The sequence below is a fragment of the Pseudovibrio sp. W64 genome, assembly GCF_001623145.1.
Lineage (GTDB): Bacteria > Pseudomonadota > Alphaproteobacteria > Rhizobiales > Stappiaceae > Pseudovibrio.
The window spans coordinates 122,599-149,453 of record NZ_LMCI01000038.1; the positions used below are offsets into that span (position 1 = coordinate 122,599).

At 50.7% G+C, this 26,855-nt stretch carries 24 protein-coding genes; 12 read left to right on the forward strand and 12 right to left on the reverse strand.

Annotation, left to right across the window (positions count from 1 at the left end):
• The first annotated feature begins 314 nt into the window (after window positions 1-314).
• A complete protein-coding gene (locus PsW64_RS17130; RefSeq protein WP_063304355.1) occupies window positions 315-776 on the forward strand; it encodes a pyridoxamine 5'-phosphate oxidase family protein in 462 nt (153 codons plus the stop codon).
• Between the two features lie 223 nt (window positions 777-999).
• On the opposite strand, the gene PsW64_RS17135 is transcribed toward PsW64_RS17130, so the two are convergent.
• The 3 genes from PsW64_RS17135 to PsW64_RS17145 all read right to left on the reverse strand — a co-directional run bounded on the left by PsW64_RS17135 (window position 1,000) and on the right by PsW64_RS17145 (window position 5,877).
• On the reverse strand, window positions 1,000-1,455 hold the full coding sequence (locus tag PsW64_RS17135; protein ID WP_057461624.1) for a hypothetical protein: 456 nt from the start codon (window positions 1,453-1,455) through the stop codon (window positions 1,000-1,002).
• Window positions 1,456-1,616: 161 nt separating this feature from the next.
• Window positions 1,617-2,093, reverse strand: a complete 477-nt coding sequence (locus PsW64_RS17140; protein ID WP_063304356.1) for a hypothetical protein — start codon at window positions 2,091-2,093, stop codon at window positions 1,617-1,619.
• Between the two features lie 127 nt (window positions 2,094-2,220).
• Complete coding sequence (locus PsW64_RS17145) at window positions 2,221-5,877, reverse strand: hypothetical protein (RefSeq protein WP_063304357.1); 3,657 nt, start codon at window positions 5,875-5,877, stop codon at window positions 2,221-2,223.
• Between the two features lie 215 nt (window positions 5,878-6,092).
• Between PsW64_RS17145 and asd the strand changes: the two genes are divergently transcribed.
• Window positions 6,093-6,986 carry an archaetidylserine decarboxylase gene (gene asd, locus PsW64_RS17150; protein WP_063304358.1) on the forward strand — a complete coding sequence of 298 codons (894 nt, stop codon included), beginning with the start codon at window positions 6,093-6,095 and terminating at the stop codon, window positions 6,984-6,986.
• A gap of 91 nt (window positions 6,987-7,077) precedes the next feature.
• A complete protein-coding gene (locus PsW64_RS17155) occupies window positions 7,078-7,875 on the forward strand; it encodes a phytanoyl-CoA dioxygenase family protein (protein ID WP_057461629.1) in 798 nt (265 codons plus the stop codon).
• A 46-nt stretch (window positions 7,876-7,921) separates the two neighbouring features.
• On the opposite strand, the gene PsW64_RS17160 is transcribed toward PsW64_RS17155, so the two are convergent.
• Together PsW64_RS17160 and PsW64_RS17165 are read right to left on the reverse strand one after the other, a co-directional pair.
• Window positions 7,922-10,579 (reverse strand): hypothetical protein, encoded by a 2,658-nt coding sequence (locus tag PsW64_RS17160; RefSeq protein WP_063304359.1) that lies wholly within the window; start codon window positions 10,577-10,579, stop codon window positions 7,922-7,924.
• 96 nt (window positions 10,580-10,675) lie between these two features.
• On the reverse strand, window positions 10,676-11,137 hold the full coding sequence (locus PsW64_RS17165) for a hypothetical protein (RefSeq protein WP_063294167.1): 462 nt from the start codon (window positions 11,135-11,137) through the stop codon (window positions 10,676-10,678).
• Between the two features lie 251 nt (window positions 11,138-11,388).
• Here PsW64_RS17165 and PsW64_RS17170 point away from each other — a divergent pair, with 251 nt between their 5' ends.
• Window positions 11,389-12,723: an MATE family efflux transporter gene (locus tag PsW64_RS17170; protein ID WP_063304360.1), complete on the forward strand. Its 1,335-nt coding sequence runs from the start codon at window positions 11,389-11,391 to the stop codon at window positions 12,721-12,723.
• Window positions 12,724-12,785: 62 nt separating this feature from the next.
• Here the strand turns inward: PsW64_RS17170 and PsW64_RS17175 are convergent, their stop codons facing one another.
• Entirely contained in the window at window positions 12,786-13,154 is a 369-nt protein-coding gene (locus tag PsW64_RS17175) for a hypothetical protein (RefSeq protein WP_063304361.1), read from the reverse strand.
• Between the two features lie 150 nt (window positions 13,155-13,304).
• Window positions 13,305-14,240 (reverse strand): AraC family transcriptional regulator, encoded by a 936-nt coding sequence (locus PsW64_RS17180; RefSeq protein ID WP_063304958.1) that lies wholly within the window; start codon window positions 14,238-14,240, stop codon window positions 13,305-13,307.
• A 194-nt stretch (window positions 14,241-14,434) separates the two neighbouring features.
• On the opposite strand from PsW64_RS17180, the gene PsW64_RS27400 reads away from it, so the two are divergent.
• Window positions 14,435-14,791, forward strand: coding sequence for a hypothetical protein (locus PsW64_RS27400; protein WP_153042389.1), 357 nt, complete (start codon window positions 14,435-14,437; stop codon window positions 14,789-14,791).
• 42 nt (window positions 14,792-14,833) lie between these two features.
• Here the strand turns inward: PsW64_RS27400 and PsW64_RS17185 are convergent, their stop codons facing one another.
• Together PsW64_RS17185 and PsW64_RS17190 are read right to left on the reverse strand one after the other, a co-directional pair.
• A complete protein-coding gene (locus PsW64_RS17185; protein ID WP_063304362.1) occupies window positions 14,834-16,096 on the reverse strand; it encodes a glycerate kinase type-2 family protein in 1,263 nt (420 codons plus the stop codon).
• A 177-nt stretch (window positions 16,097-16,273) separates the two neighbouring features.
• Complete coding sequence (locus PsW64_RS17190; protein WP_063304363.1) at window positions 16,274-17,284, reverse strand: proline racemase family protein; 1,011 nt, start codon at window positions 17,282-17,284, stop codon at window positions 16,274-16,276.
• A gap of 204 nt (window positions 17,285-17,488) precedes the next feature.
• Here PsW64_RS17190 and PsW64_RS17195 point away from each other — a divergent pair, with 204 nt between their 5' ends.
• Both PsW64_RS17195 and PsW64_RS17200 read left to right on the forward strand, forming a co-directional pair.
• Window positions 17,489-17,932: a YqaA family protein gene (locus tag PsW64_RS17195; RefSeq protein WP_063286598.1), complete on the forward strand. Its 444-nt coding sequence runs from the start codon at window positions 17,489-17,491 to the stop codon at window positions 17,930-17,932.
• Window positions 17,933-18,119: 187 nt separating this feature from the next.
• Window positions 18,120-18,794 carry a GntR family transcriptional regulator gene (locus tag PsW64_RS17200; RefSeq protein WP_063304364.1) on the forward strand — a complete coding sequence of 225 codons (675 nt, stop codon included), beginning with the start codon at window positions 18,120-18,122 and terminating at the stop codon, window positions 18,792-18,794.
• A gap of 33 nt (window positions 18,795-18,827) precedes the next feature.
• Here PsW64_RS17200 and ubiV read toward each other — a convergent pair whose 3' ends face one another.
• The 3 genes from ubiV to ubiT all read right to left on the reverse strand — a co-directional run bounded on the left by ubiV (window position 18,828) and on the right by ubiT (window position 21,361).
• Window positions 18,828-19,724, reverse strand: coding sequence for a ubiquinone anaerobic biosynthesis protein UbiV (gene ubiV, locus PsW64_RS17205; protein ID WP_063304365.1), 897 nt, complete (start codon window positions 19,722-19,724; stop codon window positions 18,828-18,830).
• A gap of 9 nt (window positions 19,725-19,733) precedes the next feature.
• Window positions 19,734-20,753, reverse strand: coding sequence for a ubiquinone anaerobic biosynthesis protein UbiU (ubiU, locus tag PsW64_RS17210; RefSeq protein WP_057461646.1), 1,020 nt, complete (start codon window positions 20,751-20,753; stop codon window positions 19,734-19,736).
• A gap of 71 nt (window positions 20,754-20,824) precedes the next feature.
• On the reverse strand, window positions 20,825-21,361 hold the full coding sequence (gene ubiT, locus PsW64_RS17215) for a ubiquinone anaerobic biosynthesis accessory factor UbiT (protein ID WP_063304366.1): 537 nt from the start codon (window positions 21,359-21,361) through the stop codon (window positions 20,825-20,827).
• Between the two features lie 149 nt (window positions 21,362-21,510).
• Between ubiT and PsW64_RS17220 the strand changes: the two genes are divergently transcribed.
• The 5 genes from PsW64_RS17220 to ggt all read left to right on the forward strand — a co-directional run bounded on the left by PsW64_RS17220 (window position 21,511) and on the right by ggt (window position 26,738).
• The gene (locus PsW64_RS17220; RefSeq protein ID WP_063304367.1) at window positions 21,511-23,079 is read left to right on the forward strand and encodes a UbiD family decarboxylase; all 1,569 of its coding nucleotides are present in this window, start codon (window positions 21,511-21,513) and stop codon (window positions 23,077-23,079) included.
• 5 nt (window positions 23,080-23,084) lie between these two features.
• A complete protein-coding gene (locus PsW64_RS17225; protein WP_063304368.1) occupies window positions 23,085-23,648 on the forward strand; it encodes a UbiX family flavin prenyltransferase in 564 nt (187 codons plus the stop codon).
• A 147-nt stretch (window positions 23,649-23,795) separates the two neighbouring features.
• A complete protein-coding gene (locus PsW64_RS17230) occupies window positions 23,796-24,134 on the forward strand; it encodes a hypothetical protein (RefSeq protein WP_057461653.1) in 339 nt (112 codons plus the stop codon).
• Window positions 24,135-24,234: 100 nt separating this feature from the next.
• Window positions 24,235-24,954, forward strand: a complete 720-nt coding sequence (locus PsW64_RS17235) for an aspartate/glutamate racemase family protein (RefSeq protein WP_063286603.1) — start codon at window positions 24,235-24,237, stop codon at window positions 24,952-24,954.
• A gap of 35 nt (window positions 24,955-24,989) precedes the next feature.
• Complete coding sequence (gene ggt / locus PsW64_RS17240) at window positions 24,990-26,738, forward strand: gamma-glutamyltransferase (protein ID WP_063286604.1); 1,749 nt, start codon at window positions 24,990-24,992, stop codon at window positions 26,736-26,738.
• Window positions 26,739-26,855: the final 117 nt, after the last annotated feature.

The following is a 26,855-nucleotide window of genomic DNA, read 5'->3' on the forward strand; positions in this document are numbered from 1 at the left end:
GTGAGCCTGACGTCTTCCATATATGGCTGCGGTAACTGTGCAGAGGTTAGAGACCATACAGATTGCCTGACATGGGTGTCAGCTCCTGTTCCGACTTCTTGTCAATGGGTTTGCTCCTTACATTTCAGGGCGGCATAACCCTCATGGGCACCAGAGCCCAGAGAAGCATGAAACAGCCAAGTAGCTTAGGAAGGTGCCCACTTTCACTGACTCATATAACCTTGATGACAGGTTTGCACTGAGCAGTAGAGCACCCAAGCAAGCACTCAATGTGGTCCTCTGTATGAAACACCAATAATTGGAGGTGTTTGAAAATGAGCAAGTACGACGATACGATCAAACTTATTGAAACACGTTGCGGAAACAACAAAGAAGTGGTTATTGCCCTCGCGACAATATCCTTATCTGAAAAGGAAGCCGGTAAACCCCGCCCCTCAACCCGCATGGTTTGCGCCTATTATGAAAGTGGTACGTTTTATGTTTCCACTGACGCAAGAAAAAATAAGACCTTACAGATAGAGCAGAACAACGAAGTTTCTGTTTGCGGTATGGAAGGCTTTTCTTTCCAGGGAACAGCTGAAAATCTCGGCTGGGTGAAAGCTGAAAAGAACTCAGAAATTAGAGCGAAGTTCAAAGATATCTTCAATTGGTTTGATGAAGAAGGCGATGAGGATAACCCCAACTCAATCGTTCTGCGCATTACCCTTTCTGAAGGTACGATCCTTGATGGTGAACAGGCCTACGGTATCGATCTGGTCAATAAGGTCGTCCATTAAAGGCTATCCGTTGGGGAGCCCAGAACAAGCTTTGGCTTTGATTTAACAAGCATAGAAAGTGAGCAGAGGCCTGACCTCTGCTGAACTTGCCTGAGAGGCAATGCGCTTCTCAGGCTTTTCAGTGTATCTCCGAAAAGTGGAAACCGGTTTTCGGATAAAGATACGCAAGCACAACAGCTAAAGCAGTTCAGCTTAAATGCGAACTGCTTTATCTAAGGTCCGCTTAAAACTGCACCGGTACAGTCTCGCCAGTAGAAATCTTACACTCGCCAACGCCGCCATCTGAAAAACCAGAGCTTGGGTTGCTCAGAGTAATCTGGCACTGCATGGAGCGAGCAGCGCTGAACAGCACGCCTTTGGCTCTTGAGTTGTACGTGGTGGAAGAGCTGGAGGAGAAGAAATCATCGTCGTCATCGTCATAGAAGAACCCGTCTTCAACGCTCTCGGTCTGCTTTTTCTCTGTCACCAGCTTACCGGTGAAAAACTCGCCGCTGGAAAGCGTAGCCACAGCGGAGGCCGCGCCATCATCGAGGAATTCTTCCGTCACCTGAAAAGTCACGCTCTGTGCGTTCTTGCCGTCTTTGCTGACAACACGTCCCTGTCCGGTTGTGGTGGACTGACAACCCGCCAGAACTGCAACAGCAGCAACGCACACACCGATCTTGAAAATAGTCTTCATTGTAATTCACCAATCCCGAATAGTTAAATGTCGGTTTTGGCTGTCTGGAAGTCGTTTCAAATAACGCAGTCACCACAGCCAAAAGCCCCTGAACCGGCTGTAGGTCAAGGGCAACTTGGTCGGCAATCACAAAAAGCACAGTGTGAGAAAAATTTCGCTCCCTAAAACTCGACTGGGAACGACCCTCCAGTGGAGAGCTTACACTGCCCAACACCACCATCAGAGAAACCATCAGCCGGATTGGAAAGCGTTACAACACAGCGCATGCTCCGCTTTGCGCTGAACAAAACACCGCGGGCATAAGGGCTGTATGTGGTTGAGAAGGTGGAGACGAAGAACGGCCCGTCGTCAAAGCCGTCAAAATCATCGAAGTCGTCGAAATCATCAAACCCATCATCGAAGTCGCTTTCTCCAATGTTGGTGGTCTGGCTCTTCGCAGTAATGAGCTTACCGGTAAACACCTCGCCATCAGGCAATGTGGCCGTCGTCGCTGCTCCGCCACTGCCAAAGAAATTCTCGGTCACTTCAAAGTTAACCGCTTTACCGCCCAGACGACCTTGCCCGGGCGTTGTTGTTTGGCAACCCACCAAACCAGCAATGGCGACCAGGCACAAACCTGTCGTGAAAAAGCGTCTCATTCTGCGTTCCAATCCCGAATTAAAATGCAAACAACTCAGGGCAGAATTACAGAAAAATGTTGCCAAACGTATTCAAACGTCGCTTGCAACAAATGCTGAAACATCAGCGAAAATGTACACCGGCAGACTACTTTTTCTTGCCGTGGCGCACAGCTCCACGACGCTTGAAAATGGCTTTACGTTTCTTGATTGTCTGCTGCTTCAGCTTCCGCTCCATATTGGCGATAATGGTATTAAGGAAGCCAAATTGCACCTCTGCTTCCATAACCCTGCCTTTGCTCAGGAAACTCTCAATCTTGTAAGCTGCCTCACTGGCTGTTTCGTTGTTGTCTATAAAGAGGGCCAGATCGTCATCATCCTGAATAGCACTGCGTTGGCCGAAAAGTTTGTTGACGGTATCAGTCAGCTCCTCAACTTTGATCTGATATTCGTCAATTTTCGCAGCAGTACGTTGCCCACGTTCAAACGCAATTCGCACGCTCTCCATAGCAATCTGGGCATTCTCAAGAGCGTCCCTGGCTTCATCTATCTGGGCGAGATCTTCTGCCTGGCTGAGATAAGCTTCGGCATTCTTGACCATGCTCTCAAATTTAGCGAGCTCCTCGGAGTTCTTAAAGAGGTCCTTGCTTCTGTCATAGGACTTGAGTTCGCGATAGATTTGCTCAATGCCAATCTTAACATCTTCCTTGGCATCAAGATCCGGTGTCTGGTCTTTGCTTTCTTCTTCAACAGCTGGCGCAGGAGCCTGCTGCAACATCTCTTGTAAGATCGATGCGCATTCATTGAACTTGTCGAACTGCTTCTCCGCCTCCTTCCCTTCATCTATTTTCAGATGATCCAGCATGATCTGGATGCAAACCAATGCCCTTGCGTGATGTGTCGCAAAGCGCTCAAGAAGCGCTTCATTTCCGTCAAAGCGATACTGCTCGGCATACAGCTTTGACAATAAGGATTGTCTGTCACCGACTTCCAGGATCATTTCAGAGCGCAGATTATCCCGATCGATGCGTGTTGCTTCATAGGCTTCCTCAAAAGCTCGCCGGTCATCCTCAATCTTGTCCATCATGGTTTTGGCAAAGTCGACGAGTTGATCTTTGATCGCTTTGCGAAGATTAGTCAGCGTTTCCTGAGAGGTTTTGTAAGAGCTATCAAATGAAGTCAGGTCGATGTTCCAGGCATCAAACTCAGCGCGTTTTTGATGAATTCCGGCAATAATGTTCTCATAGTATGCCGCACCTTCAGACAAACCATTCAACAATGAGCTCAGGATCTGTCGGCTGTTGTCCTGTATCTTTTGCAGGATGATCAGATCTTTCTTTGCTTCAGAAAGAGATGCACGTGCGCTTTCCAGATCATCTCCGGCAAGTGCCGTACTACCTTCTTCATGCTGCTGCATCGCGTCAACATAGGCAGCTTCCAGATCAGTCACATACTCATCAACACAATGCGGTCGTGCTTGACTGAAAATCGTATTGATAGCTGCGCGGACCTGATATAACTGCTGCGCCAGTTCAGCCTGCTCCGCACTACGTGGATCAACAGGTTCTTCATCTGTTGCTTGTTGTTGCGTTGGGCTCGGTGCGGGTTCAGCTTTTCTTTTCTTTTTCTTCGGCGGCTTCTGCGTAACACAACGTTCCAGATTTGCCAGAGCGACCTTGAGATTGCTCAAAATAGCCCGTGCATCCCTCACTTTACCTTCTGCAATCAACCCTTCCACCTGGAAGGCGAAATCCGTTGCAATGCTGTTGTAGCTCAGGAAGCCGTTTTTATGGTCAGGGTCTTGCAGAGCAATCCCTTGGTCATACACAGCGTTGATCCGGTCTTTCGCAGCTTCGGCATCTGCAAAATAACCCTCAACTTTTGCGGCAGTATCTGCACCGCGCTCATAGGCAATTTCCATCGAATCGAGCGTGATCCGGGCATTATCGAGAGCATCCTCTGAAGCTTGGAATCTCTTCCGCTCCAGCAAGATGGAGGCTTGCTCTGCAAAATCCGCAGCCTTGTCATGTAAGTTAGCGTAGATCAGTCGCTCTTCATTGTCTTTGAAGACACTGCGCATGCTGTCGTAATCTTCAAGTTCCACAGTGATGCGTGCAATCGCCTTTTGCAGCATCTCCCGTGCTTCAGCTTCCGTCGCAGCAGTGTTGACCTTTGGCATCCATTGGAGGCTACGAGTTTCCTTCTCCAGTTTTTTCAAGCCGTTGCGCGAGTTTCCAATCGCCTGATCAGCTTCTTCAACCCGCTGGCCTTCCCTGCATGCCTCTGCATATTCAATGAGTGCATTCACCTCACCGCAAAGAGCATCAAACCGAGTCAATTGCTTTTTGCCAAACTTCTCGTCCGCTTGCGCATATCTCTCAAAGTCTTTGCGCGTGTCTGCAAGTGGCTCAAGTGCGCGGCGAAGATCTGCAATCTGCTCCGCCTGAATCTGAAGCATTGCTTCCGCTTCAGTTATGTAGTCCTGCATGTCCGCTGCACTATCGCGAATGTCCCTGATGCTTTCTTGGGCGCTATACGCATTCTTGGCCAGCAGGGCTGTCTGCGCACTCAAAATGTCTGTACGAGCTGATTGATATGCCGCTTCAAAAGAGGGAAAGTTGACACCGTGGTTCTTCACGAGATCCCGTTGATCATTAAGCCCCTCAACAGAACTTTCGAGAGCAGTGACATCACCGGTAAGCCGTTTGATCTCCTCCTCATCAAAACCCTCTGGTGGTGATATCTCAAGCTCAGAAGTTCCAACAACCGCCTGCAACAACACCTGCTGCGCTTGCGCGATGAGCTTCTCTGTTTCCTGCAATGCCTTCTCACAGTCCTTACCGCGATTGCTAAGGACAGCGTCATTTGCTTTCTTTGCCGCATCAGCTGCTTCGCCACAGGCTTTATCGAAAGCACTTTGCTGGTCTGGGGTGTTATCTAATGTCTCGCGCTGACCAGCCAAATCCTGAATTTCTCGCTGAGCGATCGACACCTTGAGTAAGAGTGTTGTGCCAGCTGCATCCGCATAACGCTTAGCGCTGTCCATTGCCTCCCTGAGAACCGCATATCTCTCTTTTGCAACCAATAGAGTTCTGTCGACCTCTGACACCACATAACCAGAGATCGCTCTGTTCATCTCCGTGAAGTTGTCTTGCGCAGCGTCGTAAGCCTTGTCGACCGCAGACAAATCCACATTCCAAAGCAAGATTGGTTCACGTTCTTTGTAGACATCCTCAACGCGTTTTTGTTGTAATGCCGCGGTTTTCTTAAGCTCGACCAGCTCCTCAACCGCATTACCGCGCCCTTTTTGATAAGCAGCTTGCATTGTTTTCAGATATTGATCTGCTTTGTCTACATGAGCTTTGATCCCACCAAGATCCGTGAAACCATTCTCATCTTCTTTTCTAACCAAATTTTGAGTCCGCTCAATCTGCTCTTCTCCCAGCTCCTTAGCTGCTTCAAAGAGATCCTGGCTCTCATCGTCTTCGGTGAAAACAGGTTTCCGTTTTCCGACAACCCTGATGGACTTGGCAATATTTCTCATGCGCTTGTAGAGAGTGCCGAGCTCCGCATCATGAGCTTTTTTGCGTGCAGTCAGCTCATCATCTGGTTCCGTTTCGGTCTGCGGAGTGACGTCCTCGTTGCTTTCAGTTGTTGCATCAAGGGAAACATCGTCGAGCGGGACATCCTCAAACTCATCTTCCTCAGTGGGATCTCCTTCCACCAAGGGGAATTTCCATTGCAAATGCCTGAAGACCTTTTGAGCCCACTGGTGTTGTTCTGGTGAGAGTTTGTTGTCTGGCATAGGAAACTCCACAACGAGATGATTTTGTTGGCTCTAACTTAGTCGCTGTTGCTTCCTGATTTGACGCTTATTCGGGAGCATCCTGAGAGATTTGAGTGATCTGGTGAAGATAGAATTGTGCGGGATTACAGTTTTTGAAATAAATGGGAGAGTTACTTGCCTTCGCCGAGTATCTCACCTAGTAAAGCCTCGTAATTTGCAAGCAAGGCTGCCACATGTCTGAGAAACAACCCATTATCGTTATTGACCGCGAAACTGGCCGAGAGTTTGAAGAAACGGTTCTGGGGGAGACGTGGATCCGTTGGGCCTACCAGGATTCCAGCTCAAGCATGATTGAGAAGCTGCTGTTCCGCTCCGCCGCATTGAGCAAGGCCATGGGCTGGTACTATGACAGCCCGCTTTCTAAAGGCAAAATTCAAAGTGCCATTGATGAGTTGAACATCGACACTGATGAGTTCGCAGACCCGCTGGAGAGCTTCGCTTCTTTCAATGAGTTCTTCATCCGCCATCTGAAAGAGGGAACTCGCCCGTTTGACACTGGCGCAAACACCATTGTCAGCCCAGCTGACGGCCGCGTATTGGTCTTCCCGAAGTTGGATGAAGATACCTTTACTCCGGTCAAGGGCCATCCATTCTCCATCCGCAAAATGCTACCAGACATCGCTGATCGTTATATCGGCGGTTCACTGGCAATCGTGCGTTTGTGTCCGGCAGATTACCACCGTTATCACTTCCCTTGTGCGGGCGAAATTGTTGATGCAAGAGATTTTCAGGGTGCCTATCACTCTGTAAACCCAATAGCTCTGGGTGCGGGTCCAGATGTGTTCGGCGAAAACAAGCGCAGCTACACACTGCTAAAAACCGAAAATGCAGGCACCATGTGCTATGTGGAAGTTGGAGCGTTCGGCGTAGGCAGCATCGTAAACACAAAGCCTTCCGGCCACGTCGCTAAGATGGATGAAAAAGGCTACTTCAAGTTTGGCGGCTCAACGGTTGTTGTGGTGTTTGAGCCGGGTGCAGTGAACTTTAGCGAGGATCTTGTCGCCAATAGCGCAGCAGGCAAGGAAACGCTGGTAAAGGTTGGTCAGCCCTTCGCAACGGTTGCCTGAGAAAATCTCCAGATCGCCTAGCATAAGTTGTATTTATCCAGCGTGACTCTTCGTCCAGACTGTCGGCTTTGCTAACAGACTGGACGGGGCTATGCCATCTTCACTTATCACTCAGGACCACATCGATACCTACCAGCGCGAAGGTGTTGTACTGATCAAGGGCCTCTTTAAGGATCATGTAGATCTGATCAGGGCTGGTATTGAGCGGAACATGGCAGAGCCGGGAGAATATGCAGCAGAAAACCTGAAGGAAGGCGAGGGCGGTCGCTTCTTTGATGACTACTGCAACTGGCAGCGTATTCCTGAGTTTGTCGAGGTGGTGAACAACTCACCAGCGGCAGAAGCAGCAGCAGACCTGATGCAATCCCAAACCGTTCAGATGTTCCACGACCACGTACTCGTCAAAGAACCGGGAACCTCCAAAGCAACGCCATGGCATCAGGATGGACCCTACTACTTTGTTGAGGGACAGCAAACCGTCAGCTTCTGGTCGCCAATGGACGCGGTAACCGGCGCCACCTTGCGCAGTGTTGCTGGCTCTCATCTTTGGGAAAAGCCCGTGCTGCCAATTCGCTGGCTGTCCGAGCAGAACTTTTATGGCGACAGCGACGAGTATATGCCAATCCCGGACCCTGATGCAGAAGGCATGCCGATCCGCGAATGGGAGATGGAACCGGGTGATGCAGTCGCGTTCAACTATTACACGCTGCACGGCGCACGCGGTAATACCACTGAACAGCGCCGCCGCGCATTCTCACTGCGTCTGCTGGGCGACGATGCCCGTTATATCGAACGCCCGGGGCGCACATCTCCGCCATTCCCGGGTCATGATATGAAGCCTGGGCAAATCCTGCGAGAAGACTGGTTCCCAATCATCTACAAGCGCTGACAATTAAAGGTCAGGAGTGCAGTCAGTTGACCGCACTCCCCAAGCTTTAGCTCCTACCAGCATTCAGAGCGTCCGGCTTGAACTCCAGCACCCAACACGTTTTCAGATGACCTTTCCGGAAGACGTTCCTGGTTTCGCTGTGATACTGAACCTCACGCAACTCCAGAAAATCTGGCAACTCATCCTGAGCATGGCTGTTCTTGGCGAGCAGCTCACCCCACTCACGTGCCAGTTTGCTTGGCTTATCAACAATCTCTGCACCCAAGCTGATTTCACCTGTTGGCGTCAGGATCAATTGCGCCCGCGTTTCCGGTTGTAATAAAGCCCGCAAGGAACCTGTCAGGCCCGGAAATTCATCAGGCGTCTCCTGAGCTGTTGCGCCTGTTTCCTGCGTTTCCGGATCTTCAACCGTAACTGTTGTGTAATCTGGTTTGGCAGGTTCTGGAGCGGTCTTCTGCTTAACAGAAATCAGATACTCGCTCTTCTTGCCTCCTTCAGGACGCGTGATGGAAACATCAAACAAAGCGACCCAAGGCTGTTCTGAAATCCATTTCTGGATCTTCTTCAGGCTCCCACCAGATTTTTCAATCCGCGCATGAACGTCATCACGAACATGCTCCATCAGCTTATCCAGCGCAAAGTGTGCCTTTCCAAAGCTCATCAGCAGGCCATTGCCCTTGGTACTCAAGAAATTATCCAAACGCTCTCTCATGGAAGAAAGCTCGTCAAATTGTTTGGTTTGACTGTCTTTCAACTCATTCAGGTTGACAGTCAGAGCAGCCAGATTCTTAGCAGCAGCTTGCGGCAACGCTCTCATCTTGCCGATTTCTGACATAGTATGAGAGGTCGGCTTGTATTCAACCACCCAGGCTGGCTCAAGCATATCGTTCTCAATCAGGAAGCCTTCAATCTTGTGATAGCGAACCTGCTTCAGAATGAAGTAGTCTGGCAACATGGCCGAGATGTTATCGCCCCGTTGCTTAGCCGCTACGAGCGTACTGCCCCAAGCCATCGCCAGATCACTTGGCTTTTCAACAATCGGCAGTTCATCGACGCCATCCTCTCCAGTCGGCACCAGTTTCAGGGCTTCCATCATCTCCTTGGAGCGCAGGCCATTCAAAACCAGTTGAGGTTTATCGCGCAATTCACTCTTCGTCAGTCCCTGCTGCGGAACCACATCACTGTTGTCGAAGAATGTACTGTTGCCTACTGTTCTTGGAGCTGGGTCGTGACGCAGCTCCGTTTTGATGTCGTAATATCCGCCATCTTTCTGAATGGAAACGGAGATCAGCGCCGCCCACGGCTGCTTAGCGATCCATGCCTCAGTCTTCTTGGTGCTGTGATGGTCCGCCAGATGCTGCTCAGTCAGCTGTGATGCCACCTCACGCAGGCTGGCCAATGCGTACTGCGCCCGGCCATTCTCATGTGAGAGGCTTTCTGTGCTAGAAAGGATCGCATCTCCAAAACTCATGGCAGCCAGCAAATCATTGCTGGCATTCAGTGCTTCGCCCAGTTGCTTGGAAGTTGCCATCCGATAAGCAACAATATCTTTCTCGATATCATTCAGATAACGCACATCCTGCTCGGTCACAGCATTTGCTCTGGCAGTATCGACTGCTTCACTCAAGCCCTTGCTAAAAGCATTCTGGCGCAAGAGCGTGTTGACATCGCCAACAACTTCTTTGTTCAGGGCTTTCAGGTTCTGGCTCAGGAACACCAGCAGCTCTTTGTGATTACTGGATAAATCCTCTGGTGCAGCCAGTGCTGCGACCTTCAGGAAGGCAAGGAAGCGAGGATCATGAGCGGCATCTTCAAAGATTTGCTTGGCCAACGCACGTGCATCATTGTCCAGCCCAGTTCTGAACTGCATACGCAGATATGTGTCAGCCTTGTCTTGAGCCATACCCAACAGACCTGTGATCAGTCGTTGCTTTTTTGCTGCTTCCGGTCCTTCATGTGCAGTGCCTGTCGGGTCATTGATAAAGGCCGTTTTCTTTTCCTGATACGCTTGGAATTGCTGCTCAAGCTCTGGGCTCACCGCCAAATCTAACTCATGCATAGCCAGCATTGCCGGATGTGGTTTTAACTCCAATGGTTCGCTGCGTGGCTGAGGTGCAGATGGTTGCTCAACAGTCTCCAACTTAGGCTGCCCAACAGCTTGGCACGTGCCGTTGACAGCAACCGTCTGGCTTCCCTCAGGCTTGGGAGTGTCAACAATAACGTAATCGCTCAGATCAGGATCAGATGTCATGTGATCAAGCGTGTTCGCATGTGCAGTGAGCGGGGATTCTGCTTTGGTTGGAACTGGCTTTGCACTCTGCTGTGAGGACGTCGCAGTATTACTTGCACCGTGCCCCATCAACTTCTCTGGAGGTATCCGGTAGCCTTCATAGCGAAGCTTCTTTGCTGCGCGTGACATTCCATCCGTAGGGTTAGATGGCTCACCCTCCGGTTTATGATGCTTGTGGTAAGCGAGTGGGCGCAAATGAGGGTCTTTTGCCCCGGCCTTTGCTGGAGGGCTGTGCTTTGTAGATTTTCCGTTCAGCTCATCCAGCTGGTCCAGCAAGCGATGCACATTCTTTGGCTCGGCATGGCCCAGCTTATGCCCTTTATGAGAACTGGTTGTTTTCTTGGGTGTAGCCCCTTGTTGGTCTGGATTGACCTGAGGCTGCGAAACTTTTGAATGAATTGGAGAACGACCCATGGGACACCTCATAAATTCCCGGTGTTGGCCTCCATTGTTCAGGAGTGCCGGAACACCAACGTGAAAACAGTAAATTCTATTGATTTGTCAGAGTGGTCAGGAACCAATGATCACCATGTCTGAGCCGTACTTGGGCAAAGGCACATGGATTACATCGTCTGCGCTCTCGTCAGCAGAAGGCTGCGCGCGCTCCAGTCGTGCGTTTGCATCAAGCAGCAGATCAAACGCCTTGCGCATAAGCTCGACGCCACCACCCGTAGAAACCTCAGTCCAGTGAGAAACGCGCTGTCCGGTGATCGACGCGATGATATGTGGCTGAGTGAATGCGTTGCCGTTGCTTTTCAAAAGCATGAGAGCTTGGTCAGCAGAAAGGTCAACTTTGCGCAGACCACTCGTCAGCGCCATCATGATAAAATCCTCATGATGTTGGCACAAAATCAGATGACTGCGCTCATCGACGCAGAAAAAATAGGCACCACTACACGATTCTGGCAGGTCCAGATCAAAACTGGACGAAAACGCCCGAACCAACTCATCAAATGCAGTCGTCTCAGCCATGGCATACTCCTCACCATGAGTGGAAGAGATCTTGGAATGAAGATCTCAATGCAGTTGAGATTGGCACTTCTACAGAGGAGCTACTGTGCTGATCGGAACAGTTACTTTCAGAAAATGTAGAAAAACGGAGGCAGGTTGAGAGCTAAGGTAAAATATAGGTTGAATTACTTATTTTCATCTATCGCTCTCATGGGAACGGTGTATGCTGGCTAAGTTAAGTTCCTACCTTTCCTCCGGTAATCCATACTTCGATGATTTCGTTTAAGCATATGTATTTGCGGGCATTACCGCTCTTCCTCACTGGCAGCGCTGCCTTGTTCACCAACTGGACAGACACTTACGTCTCCAGCTATTTCGGTGCATCCGCTGTTGCCGCAGTCGGCATCTGCGGCATGATGTTTTATGTCCTGTTTTCATTCTCCAACGGCTTTTCCATCGCAATCCAATCCTTCACTGCTGGATTTCTGACCAGTCGAGAAAACAACGAAGTGCTGGACGCGTTTGTGATCTGTCTGATCTTGGGCGTAAGCTTTGGCCTCTTGTTAACAGCAGCTTCAATCTATTTTCTCGAAGACATACTCATTTTCATGAATCCAGACGCTGAGGTTAGAGAAGCCTCAAGGCGATACCTGGAGTTTCTCCTCTATGCGACGCCGTTTTATTATATGTGCGGTGCCTCCCGCGGCTTGCTTATTGCTGTCGGTAAGGCGTGGACAGTCTCCTACATCGGCATTGGAACGCAGATCGTGAATGCCGTTGCAACTGTCATACTGGCATTTGGTTGGGCTGGAGCTCCTAAACTGGGAATTTCAGGAGTTGGGTTTGGCACCTTCATCGCATTCGCGCTTGCAGCGGTGTTCTATGTGTCAGCAGCCCTACAAGCGATCTCGCAGCAAAAACTCAGGCTTGGCGTACTATCTCTGCCTCTGATTGCTGAGATTTTGAAGAAGGCATTCCTGTCAGCCTCCCAAAGCACAATCTATGCTCTTGGCATTTTCTCAAGCTATTGGATTGTCGGGCATCTCAGTGTTTTAGCTTTGGCCGTCTATCAGGTTATCACGCAAGCAACACTCATCCCGATTTATATGGCAAATGCCTTGGGAAGTGTGGCGATCAGTCAGGTAGGTCAGGCAGTTGGGGCTAAAGACCTGTCGAGAGCTCAACAAGTTGGCCTGAAGATGATCTCAGGTGCTGCATATCCCATAGTCATCTATGCTCTGCTCGTCATGGTGCTCTCTGAGGACGTCCTGCTCCTTTTGCTGGGAGAAGCATTGGATGAACCACAACTCATTATGGTGTTCACTCTCTCCTGCTTAATCTTGCCAATCAACATTGCAGGAGCAGTGATGAACTATGTTCTGCAAGGGGCCCAACTGTTCGGGCGAGCCTGGACAGTTTCAGCAATCACACAATGGCTTATATTCTTACCGCTGGCCTATGTATTCGGCGTCTCAATGAGTTACGGATTGGCAGGTGTAATCTTCGCGGACTTTATTTATCGCGTTGGCTTGTTCTTGACGCAATACAGTTTCTGGAAAGTCTATTCGGAACCTGCATTGGCAAGAGCTTCAGCAAAAACAGGATAAACCGCAGGCCTCTTTCAGACACCTGCGGTTTATTGGCTGGGCAAGCAGTGGAGGGCTTTGCCTCAAGCCGTTGCCATCTCAGTCTCTGGTTTGTGCAAGCTCACAACAATCGCAACCGCTAAGCCGTTTGCGAAGTAGTAAGCAGCGTCCAGGCCAGTAAAGCCGAAGAGGAAGGGAGCCAATAGGAATAACGCTCCAACCGCTCCATCAACGGCCAGATGTAAACTGTAAGGCAGCACACGGAGCACACCGAACTGATGATCTGTCAGAAGCGTCAAGATCAACGCTGCTGTGCCTGTGCCAACAGATAGCCAAAGCGCCAATGGGTTGGCTGCTCCAAGACCAAGAATGAAGGGCAAACCGATCAACGCAAAGGCAACGGGATAATCCAGATAAGCATGGATGCTTTTTGTAACGAAACGGAGGGACATGACAGGGTTCCTTTTTGACTGTGTCGGTCTTTCGTTTTGGGCACAGTCAGATTAGGAGAAGCTCCCGTTTTGCTCAATTTCAGGACGTTCAAAGAAATATGCAGATCGTTCAGAATGGATATCAATATGGAACAATTGAGCTGATTTCTCTCAATGAGATGTGCGATACGCCGCTGGTGTTAAACCCACTTCCTTCTTGAAAACCCGCGTAAATGCAGATTCGGAAGCATACCCGGCAAGCGCGGCCACTTCAGACACGCTCATCTGATCATCGACCAAGCCCTGCTGAGCAATCTGCATGCGCCAACTGGTCAGGTATTGCATGGGCGTAAGGCCCATCTTGCTGGAAAACTGCGTCGCAAACCCTGTTCGCGAAAGACCGGCCTCCCGCGCCAAACCCTCTACGCTCCACTCGCGTGCAGGCGCCTTATGAAAGGCTGCCAGCGCTCTACTCAACTGCGGATCAGCAAACCCGGCAAGCCCGAGGTGTTTTTCACCTTCCTGCTCAATGAAACTGCGCAGCGCCTGAGCAAACAAAACCTCGGTCATTTTTAGTGCGATCAGGTCACCGCCAAGGCGCGTGCTATGTGTTTCATCTCCGATCAGCCGCAGTGTAGCCTCCATCCAACGCCCAGCAGCTTCCCCATAGTTTGATATATGGATGTAATCAGGCAGCTGATCAAAGATGAGATGGCGAGCATTGCGAGCTAGCGAGATGTGACCACAAATTAATTGCGTCTCACGTTCATCCTGCTCCCCGCCGTAAACCAACACACCTTCGCCGTTATAACCGGAAAGCTCCAGAACACGATCCAGCGGCAGGATGACTTCCTCTTCAGAGCGCCCGCAATAGATGTCATGCGCGGCACCATGAGGAACGATCAGCAAATCACCTTGAGCAAGCAATACCTTCTTGCCCGTCTCTTTCACCCGCACCATACAATCCCCACGATGGGCAAAATGAAAACGTGCCACATTCTCAAAGGACGGCACGGCAACACCCCACGGCACCGTAAAGGAGGTGCGGAAGTAAAGCGTGCCTTTGACGGAAAGGCGGGTGAGGATGTCACTGAGCGTATCAAGCATCATCCAATTATGAATGAGAGGTGCTTAAACGTCTACTGCCCTGAACGATCTGATCGAAATTGCGAATGATCTACATTAGCTGAAATCATATTGGCGTGTTGCAAACTTTTTTAGTTTCACAAAAGTCAACGGTGTTCGTCTTAGCTTGCGAAGCAAAATGCTTCTGCCTGTTAAACAGAATAAAGAAGAAAAAAATGAAACTAAGACAGTATTGCTACATTACAGCGCTGATTGTTGTAACTGGGCTGACAGCGATGCCAACAACACCTGCGTATGCTGCATCCGATCACGTACTTGAATTCCGATTTGGTGGCAGGGGGCGTAACCCAGTTGTAGACACCATGCGCAACTATATCTTGGGATGTCTGCCCAACAGAACACGGATTGAAGGTGAGAACCCTGTAGCGGCGGCAGGTCCATGGACTGTTAGAGTTCCTGCGATTCAAGGTCGTGAATATTCGAATGCAGATGTTGAACGTATCCTTATGAGTCAGGGATGTGCTCGCGTTCGTCCAATAAAAGTTGAGGGCGTTAGAGCCTGGGGTCCTTAATTTGTTGCCCGAGGTTCGCAGAGACTTAAAGAGCTTCGGGCACTATCTTATCAAGATCGCACGAAAGTCGTTCACGTTCGTCAGTGTCGGGCCGGTGATAACATTGTCGCCAATCGCCTCAAAGAACCCATGCCCATCGTTGTCAGCAAGGGACCGCCGCGGATTGATCTCCTTGCTCCAGGCTCTTTCTAGAGTGGAAGGATCACAGTAAGCCCCTGCAATCTCCTCAATCCCGTCAACGCCGTCTGTATCTCCAGCAAGGGCGTAGACACCTTGCTGGCTGTCTAAAGCAACTGCCAGTGAGAGCAAGAACTCCACATTCCGCCCTCCACGACCATTGCCCTTGAGTGTGACTGTCGTCTCACCACCAGAAAGCAACACACAAGGGGCTTTAAACGGCTGTCCGTGCGAGGCAACTTGCTTGGCAATCCCGGCCATCACAACGCCTACATCCGTAGCTTCGCCCTCGATGCTGTCACCCAGTATGTAAGCTGGAACCCCTTGTTTCTCGGCAGCAGATGCTGCGGCTTCCAGAGCCAACTGCGGCGTCGCGATCATATGCGTCTCAACAGATCCGAGGCGCAGGTCGCTTTCATCCGGCGTTTCACCAACGCCACTTTCAAGAACTGCCAATGCTCTTGCAGGGAGCTCAATCTTATACCGCTCCACTATCGCCAGAGCATCGGCACAGGTGGTCGGGTCAGCAACCGTCGGACCAGATGCAATATTGATCGGATCATCACCGGGAACGTCGGAGATCAGCAGGTTGATCACTTTGGCAGGATGGCACGCAGCAGCCAGACGTCCCCCTTTAATCTGCGAGAGATGTCGCCGTACGCAGTTCATCTCGCTGATCGTAGCGCCACACCGCAGCAGCTCTTTATTGATGCACTGCTTGTCTTCCAACGAAAGTCCGTCAAACGGCAAAGGCAGGAGTGAGGAACCGCCGCCAGAAATGAGACAGAGAACTCTGTCCTCAGCGGAAAGATCGGAAACAAGCTTCAACATGCGCTTGGCACCAGCCAATCCCGCGTCATCAGGCACTGGATGCGCAGCTTCAATAATTTCGATGGACTTGCAGGGAACGTTATAGCCATAACGAGTGATTACGAGACCGCTGAGATCTCCTTGCCAGTTACCTTCTACGGCCCGTGCCATGGCTGCAGAGGCCTTCCCTGCACCAATAACGATGAGCCGTCCTTTGGGAGTGTCAGGTAAGAACTTCGGGATACATTTCTCAGGTTGAGCGGATTCAATGGCCGCATGAAACAGGCCACTCAGAAAACGCTTAGGATCAACTGCCATTGCTGATCACCCCCGATTGCTACCGAAAAGTTTCGGTTATCTTTTTGAATTTCTTCGTATTTTCTAGCTTTAACCCGCAGGCATTTCCAGCAAAAAATAACAGGCTCCGCTCTCTGGTGAGAAAGCGGAGCCTGTTATTTTTCGAAACTTCATCGAAACCTGAAAAACTACAGAGAGTTATCTCAGCAGGAAGCCGTTACCAACAGGGTCATCATTTTCCCGCCAGAAGGTTGCTTCTCCGCTGTAATGTGCTTTGCCTGCTACCTGCGCGATGATCGCATCATGTGGTCCGCATTTGGCATCCGCGAAATAAGTGCCTTCAAAACCCGTTGAAATCAGGCTCTCAAATCGTCGCGTCTGCCCTTTGCTAATCAGACCCTTAGCAGCTTGCGCGGCCAATCGTGCGGTTACGCCGGAGCCTGTTGGGCTGCGGTCTACCTGGCTGTCAGCAAACACGCAGATGTTCGCCGTTGGGTCAGCGCTATAAGCGTCATTTCCATCTGTCAGGATCGTGCCATACAGGAATGCAAGATCTGCATCATCCGGGTGCTGAAGCGTCACTGCTGAACGAATAGCATCGCTTACAGCGTTTGCAGCATCAACCAGATCACGTGCCCGGGATTTCTGTACATCCAAGCCAAATGCAGAAGCAGGCGCTAGACCATAAAATGCGCCTCCATAGGAGACATCGACGGTCAGCTCACCCAGGCCTTTCACATCAACCGTCACATCGCGGGAGTGAAGGAATGCTGGCACGGAATGGAAGGAGACTGCACCAGGAACACCGTTATCGACTTCGACGGAAGCAACAACCAACCCACAAGGACATTCAATGCACACTTCAGTGATGGGCGACTTGGCCTCAACCAGCCCATGATCAATTGCGTATCGCCCCAGAGCGATCACCGCATGACCACACATGGTGCTGTAACCTTCATTGTGAACGAAGAGCACTCCAAAATGAGCATCCGGGTGAGACGGTTCAACGAGGATCGCGCCGTACATATCGAAATGACCACGAGGCTCAAACATCAAAAAATGTCGGAGGTGGTCAAGGTTATCTCGTGCATAGCGACGCTTTGCCAAAATGGTGTCGCCGGGGATCTCCGGATAGCCGTCGGTTACAATACGAAGCGGCTCGCCGCCTGTATGCATGTCGACAACACTTATTTTCTGTTGTTTATCCATGTTCTCCACCAGAACTAGTCGGAATGCCTTATTTCCGAACTGTTTGTCTTAGCATAGAGCTCCTTCAGCGCGTTCCGTTTAATTAGTTGCAATTGATCGGAAAAATGCGCTTAAGCAAAACGAGCCCCTTCATAGCGTGCACAGGGAGATGGCTCAATATGCTGTGAAATATTACTACTCAAGTGATTTGGAGTTTTTCTTAAGATGCTCGTGGCTCTTGGTGTATATGGCGGCTTGTTTGCGTTTTCATTTCTAGCTGCCACGCTAGCTCCGGGCTCATCAGAGGCAGTCCTCAGCGGCTTGTTACTAGCGGGAGGCTGGGATCCGGTGATCTTGATTGCATCGGCTTCGCTGGGCAATGTGGCCGGCTCAGTGTTCAACTGGTATTGCGGACGTTTTCTGTCTCACTATAAAGACCGGTCGTGGTTCCCGGTAAAAGAGCATCAATTCAAGCAAGCTGTGCGCTGGTTTAAGCGTTACGGACAAGCCTCAATGTTGCTCGCATGGGTGCCAATTATTGGCGACCCACTCACACTCATTGCCGGCACTTTGCGCATGAAATTCATGAACTTTCTGGTGCTGGTCGCAATCGGCAAAGTGGCCCGATATCTGTTTGTGTATTACGCAGTCACGTTTTGGCAGGGATAACCCACGGATTAAGCGCGGTTTTAAATAATCAATTCTGATTAGAGTAAATGGCCGAACTCTATGGGTTTTATAGATAAAATTAATTTTATATGTGCAATGCAATTTATCATGACTTAGCGGAAATATCGACAATGCAGAAGGGGGGTGATAGAGAAAAACGATCTTTACTCGAACTCACCTTTTGGAAATGCCTTCGTCCACGTCTAACGTCTCCATCGCTTATCGCAAACTGAAGCAAGCAATCCTCGAAAACCGGCTCGGTCCGGGTATGCAGGTGCTTGAGCAGGAAGCGGCTACCCAGCTGGAAATGAGCCGTACGCCAGTGCGTGAGGCCATGCTAATGCTGCAGAAGGACGGGCTCGTGGAAATGCGCCCGCGTCAGGGTATGCGCGTTCTTCCAATCACTGTCGGCGATATCTCGGAGATCTACGAGATCCTTGAAGTTGTTGAAGGGCTTGCCATTCGCAAACTTGCTGAAAAGCCAATTAGCGAAAAGCAAGCACGTGCACTGGAGGACTCTGTTACCTTGATGGATCTTTCACTTGAACGTGGAGATCTCAGCGTTTGGACATCTGCTGACAAGAAGTTTCACGAGGATGTCGTCAAGTTTAGCGGCAACGTGCATCTGGAAACTGTCTTCCTACAGCTCTGGGATAGATCGCAACGCGCACGCAACATGCTGCTGAAGGCGCATGGTGCCCCAGTCAACTCCGCGCAGGAGCATTGGGAGCTTTTGAAGTTCATCAAAGAAGGCAAAGCAGCGGAAGCTGTCGAATTTCAGAAAAGCTTGCGTGCTGAGGCAGCAGAGCAAATCTGTAAAATGATCTTTGACGTGATGAGCGGAATGGTTCCGTCAAACTAAAAGCGGGACCGAAGCCCCGCCTTTCCTGAAATATTAGTCTGCTTCCCAGAGGTGTCCGGGTTTTCCAGTCACATATCCATTTGCCAGCGCACCTGGCAGCTGTTGTGTCTGCAGACGTGCTACGGCCTCGGCACTTTCAATCTTTCCGTCAACAAGATCACGATAGATCTCGGCAATCGCAATCATATCAATATCATGCGGTGAAAGACGCAAGCGGCCAACGCCTTTTGTCAAAAGCTCGTCGCGGCCAAGCGTGATGGCTTGAACACTGTGAGACAGTGTCTGAATACCATTCGCTGCAAGAAACTTCTGATCATCCAGTGTCGTCACATCCATGCCGTCAAGATCACGGTCACAGATGAACTGGCAGTTATCTTTATGCAGCTTGTGAGCGCGTGCATGGTAGCAGCGACCAGAGACGGCCAGTGGCAGACGACCAAATGCAAACAGCTCGATGGTCAGGTCTGGCAGAGCCTGTGCAATCGCTTCAACAGACTTGATCGGCAGTTCAACGGGTGGACAGAACGTCTCCATACCCAGGTTTATGAGAACCTTCGCTGTCTGCTCATTGTAGATGTTGAGGAACGGCCCACCAACGAAAGGCTCGCCCGAACGTTTGTGGACACTCGCAATATCGTTAGCTTCGACCAGCTCGCAATCTGCTGAAAGGGCATTGATGGACTTACGATCACGCATGGTGACAGGCAGCGCAATTGTTGAGAAGACAACCGTTTTACCTGCATTAGTGAGGCGCTCATAAATCTCAGGCCACACCTTGTCGTTGAACGGCATGCGTTTGCCACAAATAACTTCGCCAATGTAAACGCGCTCAACAGGAGCTTCATCTGCTACACGCGCATAAAAGTCGACGAGTTTTTCGTTGGACCAGTTGAAAAAGTTAGGACCAATGGAAAGTTCGATCTTGCTCATGATTGGTCCTTATCTCCAGATCTTTTTGTAGGCGCCGGTGGTTTCGCGTCCACCTTCTGTCATTGCGCTCAACATGGCTGAAACTTCTTCTTCCGCATTGCCGCCTGCATCCATGGCATCAACAGCTGCACGGAAGGCTTTCACTACCTGTGAAATGTAGGCTTTACCGCGCTGGCGACCTTCAATCTTAACTGCGGTCACACCTGCTTTTTGAAGGCGCGGCAACAAGCTTGCAGCATTCAGGCTAACAGGGTCTTCAAACAGGTAGGAGGTCTCTCCCTCTGCTTTAAAGCGTCCCTTACAAAGCGTTGGGTATCCAGCAGTTTCGCCTTCACCAAAACCATCAATGGTAAAGCCGCCCAGACGGGCATAAAGATTGCTGCCGTCCTCGTCGTAAGAAACATCGCCTGGAGGGGAGCAAACGCCAGTCAGGTTTGGAGACTTGCCTGTAGCGTATGAAGACAAAGCGCAGCGCCCTTCCGTCATCACGCATAGGCCGCCAAACACAAAGACTTCAGTCTCGACCGTGACCTCTTTATTGAGCTTGACGATTTCTTCAACGGACATGACACGTGGAAGAACCACACGCTGCACGCCAAAGGTGTCCTGATAAAAGCTTATGGACTCTGGTGTTGCCGCAGCAGCTTGAACGGAAAGGTGCAGACGCAGGTTCGGATGCTTCTCTTGTGCGTAGTCAAGCACTGCAATATCGGCAGCAATGATCGCATCAGCACCAGACGCAGAAACAGCATCAACCGCGCGCTTCCAGATGTGTGTGTCACCCGCCCGGGCAAACGTGTTCACAGCAACAAGAACGTGCGAACCGTGCTTGTGAGCGAGGCGAACCCCGGCATTTAGCTCTTTTTCAGAGAAATTCAGACCGGGGAAATTTCGAGCGTTGGTTTCGTTGCGCAAACCGCAGTAAATGCTGTGTGCGCCCGCTTCTGCGGCGGCTTTAAGAGCAGCTGGTGTACCGGCTGGGCAAACAAGCTCCAGTGACGGATTATTATCGTTGCGCTGTCCAAGCATAAAACACCTTCCAGAAAATAACAGAGTGAACCACTTGGTTCGCGCAGGGCGCCTTCACCCTGCAGCGGCAATCAGGAAGTGGCAGTTGGTGCGTCGAGTAGTCGGCGCAGATGATCTAATGTCTTGTTGGTCGCTCCATCCACGACTTCACGTGGGCGACCATTGAAACCAAGGAACTCAGCAGGGGAGAGGTCGGCTTCTTCCATGGTGTTGCGAAGCGCAAGCACAGCGTCCGTGTCACCCTCGATCACCAGATCGCGGGTAAAGAAAACGGCATCACCATCGTAGGTGCCATCAACCAATCCCAGCAGGACGATGAGTGGTCCAGAAATACGCGCCGCACCTTCAGGCGCATCTTTACGCTTGAACATCTCAACCGTCGCATGTTCACCATTTGGGATCATGCGGAAGACATGCGGGATATCAATCGGGTCGATTATGAAATGCGTGCGTTTGTATGTGTCCAAACGCTCGAAGAGGTCTGGGCGATTACGGGCAAGCCGACGCACAGCTCGGGTCAGAGCAAAGCCAAGCGGAGGAACCGGCAATATGCCGAGAGCTTTTTGCAGGGCAGGAGGAAACAGGCCTCGGTCCGGTTTAAAGAACATACTTTAATCTCCACTGATCAGTATCCTCTCCTATTAATCCTAGCGGAACTCATCATTGATGGAGGTCAAGGACCAGAGCGACAACACCCTTCAAATGTGTGTTAACCCAGCGAACAGATCCCGAGTTTGCCTAGTAATCTGGAAATGGCATGTATTGGCGTACCGAAAAGAAGTTCGAGACACTCTCCAGCTTTCTCAATGTATTGGAAGCAAAGCAGGAGCTTGTGAAAGTAAAGGCGCCGGTCTCAGCTCAGTTTGAAGCGACAGAAATCCATCGTCAGGTGATTGAGCAGGGCGGTCCCGTGCTTCAGTTTGATAATGCGATCACATGTTCGGGAACGCACAGCAATATGCCGCTTCTGACCAATGTGTTCGGCACGCGAGAGCGCGTCGCTCTAGGGCTCGGCTGTGCACCAGATGAGCTTCCGGCCCTAGGTGAACTTCTGGCCTATCTTCGCTCGCCGCAACCGCCAAAGGGCCTAAAAGGCTTCATCGATGCGCTACCTGTTGCTAAGGCAGCTTGGGCAGCTCGTCCAAAACGCTTACGATCATCTCCACTGATAGACATGTCGGTTGATCTGGAACAGTTCCCCGTGCAGATGTGTTGGCCAAACGATGCTGGCCCGCTGATCACATGGGGCATTGTCATCACGCGCCCACCGGGGAAAGATGATCCCTCTCAGTACAATCTGGGTATCTATCGTGCGCAGGTCATCGGCAAAGACAAAGCAATCCTGCGCTGGCTCGCCATGCGCGGTGGAGCTGCCCACCATCGCCTCTGGCAGGCACGTGGCGAGCGTATGCCGGTTGCCGTTGTCATCGGTGCAGATCCTGCAACAATCTTGTCAGCCGTCATACCAACACCCTCCGATGTCAGCGAACTGATGATTTCCGGTGTCTTGTCCGGCGGACGACCAGAGCTGATCCCATGTAAGCACGTTGACCTGCATGTGCCAGCATCCTCCGAGATCGTTCTGGAAGGCTTTACGGAGCCATTAGAAACAGCTGAGGAAGGCCCATTCGGGGACCATACCGGCTACTACAACGACCCTGATCAGTTTCCAGTTTTCAAAGTATCGGGTATCCGCGCCCGCAAGGATCCAGTCTACATGAGCACCTTCACCGGCAGAGCGCCAGACGAACCTGCAGTCCTGTCCGAAACCATGAACGATGTTTTCTTGCCATTGCTGAAACAACAAATTCCAGAGGTCGTCGATCTATGGCTCCCGCCTGAGGCCTGTTCCTATCGAATTGCAGTTCTCAAGATCAAGAAAAGCTATCCCGGTCAGGCACGCCGCGTGATGATGGGCATGTGGTCCTTGTTGCCTCAGTTCACCATGACAAAGCTGATCATCACCGTTGATGAAGACATAGACTGCAGAAGCTGGAGCGATGTGATGTGGGCCGTTGCAACCCGCATGGACCCATCTCGTGATCTCGTTGTTCTGGATCGCACACCCGTCGACACGTTGGATTTTGCATCTGGTATGGAAGGTCTGGGTGGCAAACTCGGTATTGATGCAACAACCAAAATCGGTTCTGAAACGCGCACTGACTGGCCGGAAGTGATGCGTATGCCGGAAGAGCTGACCAGGAAGGTTGAAGATCGCTGGGATGAACTGTTCCCCGGCGGCCTGCCAAAAAAACAAAACCGGGATCAACCAAAGGATGCTATCACCCCTTCAGAGATAAAGAATTCTCCTGAAGGAAGTGAGTAGGCTGCATGACGAAGCGTATCATTGTCGGAGTATCGGGCGCATCCGGAGCTCAACTTGCTCTGAAAACGCTGGAAATCCTGAAAGCGCTGAGTGTCGAAACGCATCTGGTGCATTCAAAAGGAGCTGTCGCTTCTGTCCAACATGAGCTTGGCAAGGATGGTGTTGAGCAGCTCAAAGCGCTTGCATCCATCACCTACGCACCTGATGAAATGACAGCCGCTATTGCAAGCGGCTCGTTCCACACTGACGGTATGATCATCACGCCATGCTCCATGCGTACACTATCAGGTGTGGCCTATTCTTTCTCAGACAACCTGCTCACACGTGCTGCTGATGTTGTGCTCAAAGAGCGCTGCAAGTTGGTTCTCGTCCCGCGTGAGACACCTTTGCATGAGGGACATTTGGAGGCGATGCTCAAGGTGACTCGGATGGGTGGAATTATCGCACCGCCGGTGCCTCCATTTTATGCAGATATGCAAAACAAAGCGGATATGCTCAAAGAAATTGCTGCCCGCGGCATTAATACACTAGGAATTGATCCCGGCGTGAACATGACTAAGTGGCAATAGAATTATCCTAGGTTACTTTACTGTAATCTTATGAAAATTCATCGTCCACTTTGCGGCTTAAGTTTACCGGCGATAGCTACCTTTACCTCGGAATTGAATAGGTAATTTCTATTCAATTTTAATAGAAAAATACTAAAGGTGAAGATAATGTCCCTGTGTTTTAAGCGCCCCCTCTGGTTTGGCCTCTTCGTATTTTCGGCTCTTTTCCTAGTGTTAGCGCTAGGTCAGAAAGCGAATGCGACATCTATCACTCTGGATACCACTGATACCGAACTCTGCGAAGTTCAGGTCACAATTGGACCGGAGGCTCCCAACGGACCCATTCATAGATTTACTGATATCGATGCGGATGATCGCTACACCTTCCAGACGAATAAGCTCTGCAATCGCCGCTCTGTAGGTGGTGAGGCATGCCTGGAAGATTACACCGAATGGTCATGTTGTGAAGCGAAAGACGGCGAGGACATCACCTGCAGAGTGCCTTAAATTAGGTCTCCCAGCTCAATTGCACAAAAAACGACCTTCTCTAAGTCGGCGCAATTTGCCAACATAGTTCCTACGACGAGTATTGTATGTCGAGGAATATATGAAAACGATTGGCTTATTAGGAGGAATGAGCTGGGAGAGCACTGCTACTTATTACAGACTGATTAATCAGCAAACACGTTTACGGCTTGGCGGACTCCACTCTGCTGAGTTGGTTTTATGGTCTTTTGATTTTTCTCAGATCGAGTTGCTTCTTGCACACGGAGAGTGGGAAGAAGCGGGTAACCTGCTAAAACAGGCGGCGCTGAAATTAGAAGGTGCCGGTGCTGATTGCATTGTGATCTGTGCGAACACAATGCACAAAGTCGCCTCCTACATCCAGGATGGTTTGACGATCCCATTCATTCATATTGCTGAAACAACTGCGAATGCCATTCAAAAGGTAAAACGCAGGAAACCACTTTTGCTTGCAACGCGTTACATTATGGAACAGGATTTTTACATCAGAAGATTGCAGGATAACTACGGATTATCGGTAGTGATCCCTGACAATGGAGGGCAAGCCGTCGTCCATGACATCGCCTATAATGAGTTGTGCCGGGGCCAGATTAATGAGGATTCTCGCCGCACACTCTTGCAGATTGTCAGAAAAGCACAGGACCAGGGTGCAGATAGTGTCATTCTGGGGTGCACAGAGCTTGGACTGTTGGTGGGGCAGGAGGATATTTCAGCTCCGGTCGTTGATAGCACCACGGAACATGTGCGTGGAATTTTGGATTTTGCATTGAAGAATGAAAGTGAATTTGAAGAGCTAGTCTAATCAGCGGGAATTTGCCCGCTTCAGGAGGGGAAATAATGAAGAAACTATGGGTCTCTGCCGTACTGGCAGCAGGGCTTGCTTTACCTGCGCAAGCGCAGGAGGCGGCGGACAGTATTGCGCCGGAAATGGCAAGCGGAATCTCCGACAAGCAAATGGTAACCGCGCAGAAGTTTATGGTGGTTGCTGCAAACCCTCATGCATCAAAAGCGGGTTTTGATGTTTTGAAAGCTGGCGGAAACGCCATTGATGCAATGGTTGCTGTGCAGCTCATGTTGGGATTGGTTGAACCTCAATCCTCCGGGATCGGCGGTGGTGCCTTCCTCGTTTATTACGACGCAGAAGCGGGCGAGCTGACCACATATGACGGTCGTGAAACAGCGCCTGTATCCGCAACGCCAGAATTGTTTCAAAACGAAAACGGCGAACCACTCAAATTCTATGATGCAGTTGTTGGCGGCCTATCTGTAGGAACGCCAGGCACAGTAAAGCTGCTGTATGATACTCATGCGAAATTGGGCTCTCTGCCATGGGCAGATCTGGTTGCTCCTGCCATCAAACTCGCAACAGACGGCTTTGAAGTTTCGCCACGCCTGAACGCTTTGATCACCAATGATCAAGAGCGCCTCTCTCGTTTCGAAACAACGAAAAACTACTTCCTGCCGGGTGGCACTCCTTTGCCAGTTGGGCACCTGCTCAAAAACCCAGAGTATGCAGCGACACTGACTGCAATTTCTCAAAATGGAGCGGACGGTTTCTATTCCGGAGATATTGCAAAGTCCATCGTTGAGACTGTTCAGTCTGCTAAGGGCAATCCGGGTAAACTGGCTCTTGAGGATCTGGCAAACTACCAAATCAAAGAGCGTGCCGCTGTTTGTGCAGAGTACCGCGCCTTTGAAGTTTGTGGCATGGGCCCACCATCCTCTGGCGCTCTGACTGTTGGCCAAATCCTCGGTCAGCTCAATAGCTATGACCTGCCTTCCATGAACTCAGGCGATCCGAATGCATGGCGCTTGATTGGTGATGCATCCCGTCTCGCCTTCTCTGATCGCGGTCGTTACATGGCGGACAGTGATTATGTGCCAATGCCAACCAAAGGCCTTGTTGCGCCTGCTTATCTCAAAGAGCGCGCTGAGCTGCTGAGTGGCGACAAAGCATTGTCAAAAGAGCAGGTAGTACCGGGGAATCCAACCTGGGATCACGCCATGTTGTTGGCTGACGATGAGAGCATTGAACTGCCATCAACCAGTCATTTCTCAATCGTAGATGCAAACGGCAATGCTGTTTCCATGACGACCACAATTGAGAACGGCTTTGGCTCACGTCTGATGACAAATGGTTTCCTGCTCAACAACGAGTTGACGGACTTCTCGTTCCGTACGCATCGTGACGGTGTGCCGATTGCGAACCGCGTTGAGCCGGGCAAACGTCCACGTTCATCTATGTCTCCGACAATCGTGATGAAGGACGACAAGCCATTCGTTGTTGTTGGGTCTCCGGGCGGCAGCCGCATCATTGGCTATGTTGCAACAACACTGGTTGCGAACCTGGATTGGGGTATGAACATTCAGGAGGCGATCTCTATGCCGCATCTGGTCAATCGCTTTGGTACCTATGACCTCGAGAAGGGCACCGCCGCTGAAAAGCTGCAACCAGCTCTGGATGCTATGGGTTACAAAACCAATATTCGCGACCTCAATTCCGGCCTTCATGGAATTGTGATCACGGCAGATGGCCTGCAAGGTGGCGTAGATCCACGCCGCGAAGGTCTTGCTCTGGGTGAATAAAAACCAGAATTAACGAAGCTGAGGCTCGAGAGATCGGCATAATTGTCTCTTGAGTCTTAGCACCCTGCTAAGCGTGTACCAAAGTACGCTCTTAGGTGTCTTCCTTCCTCTGTGATA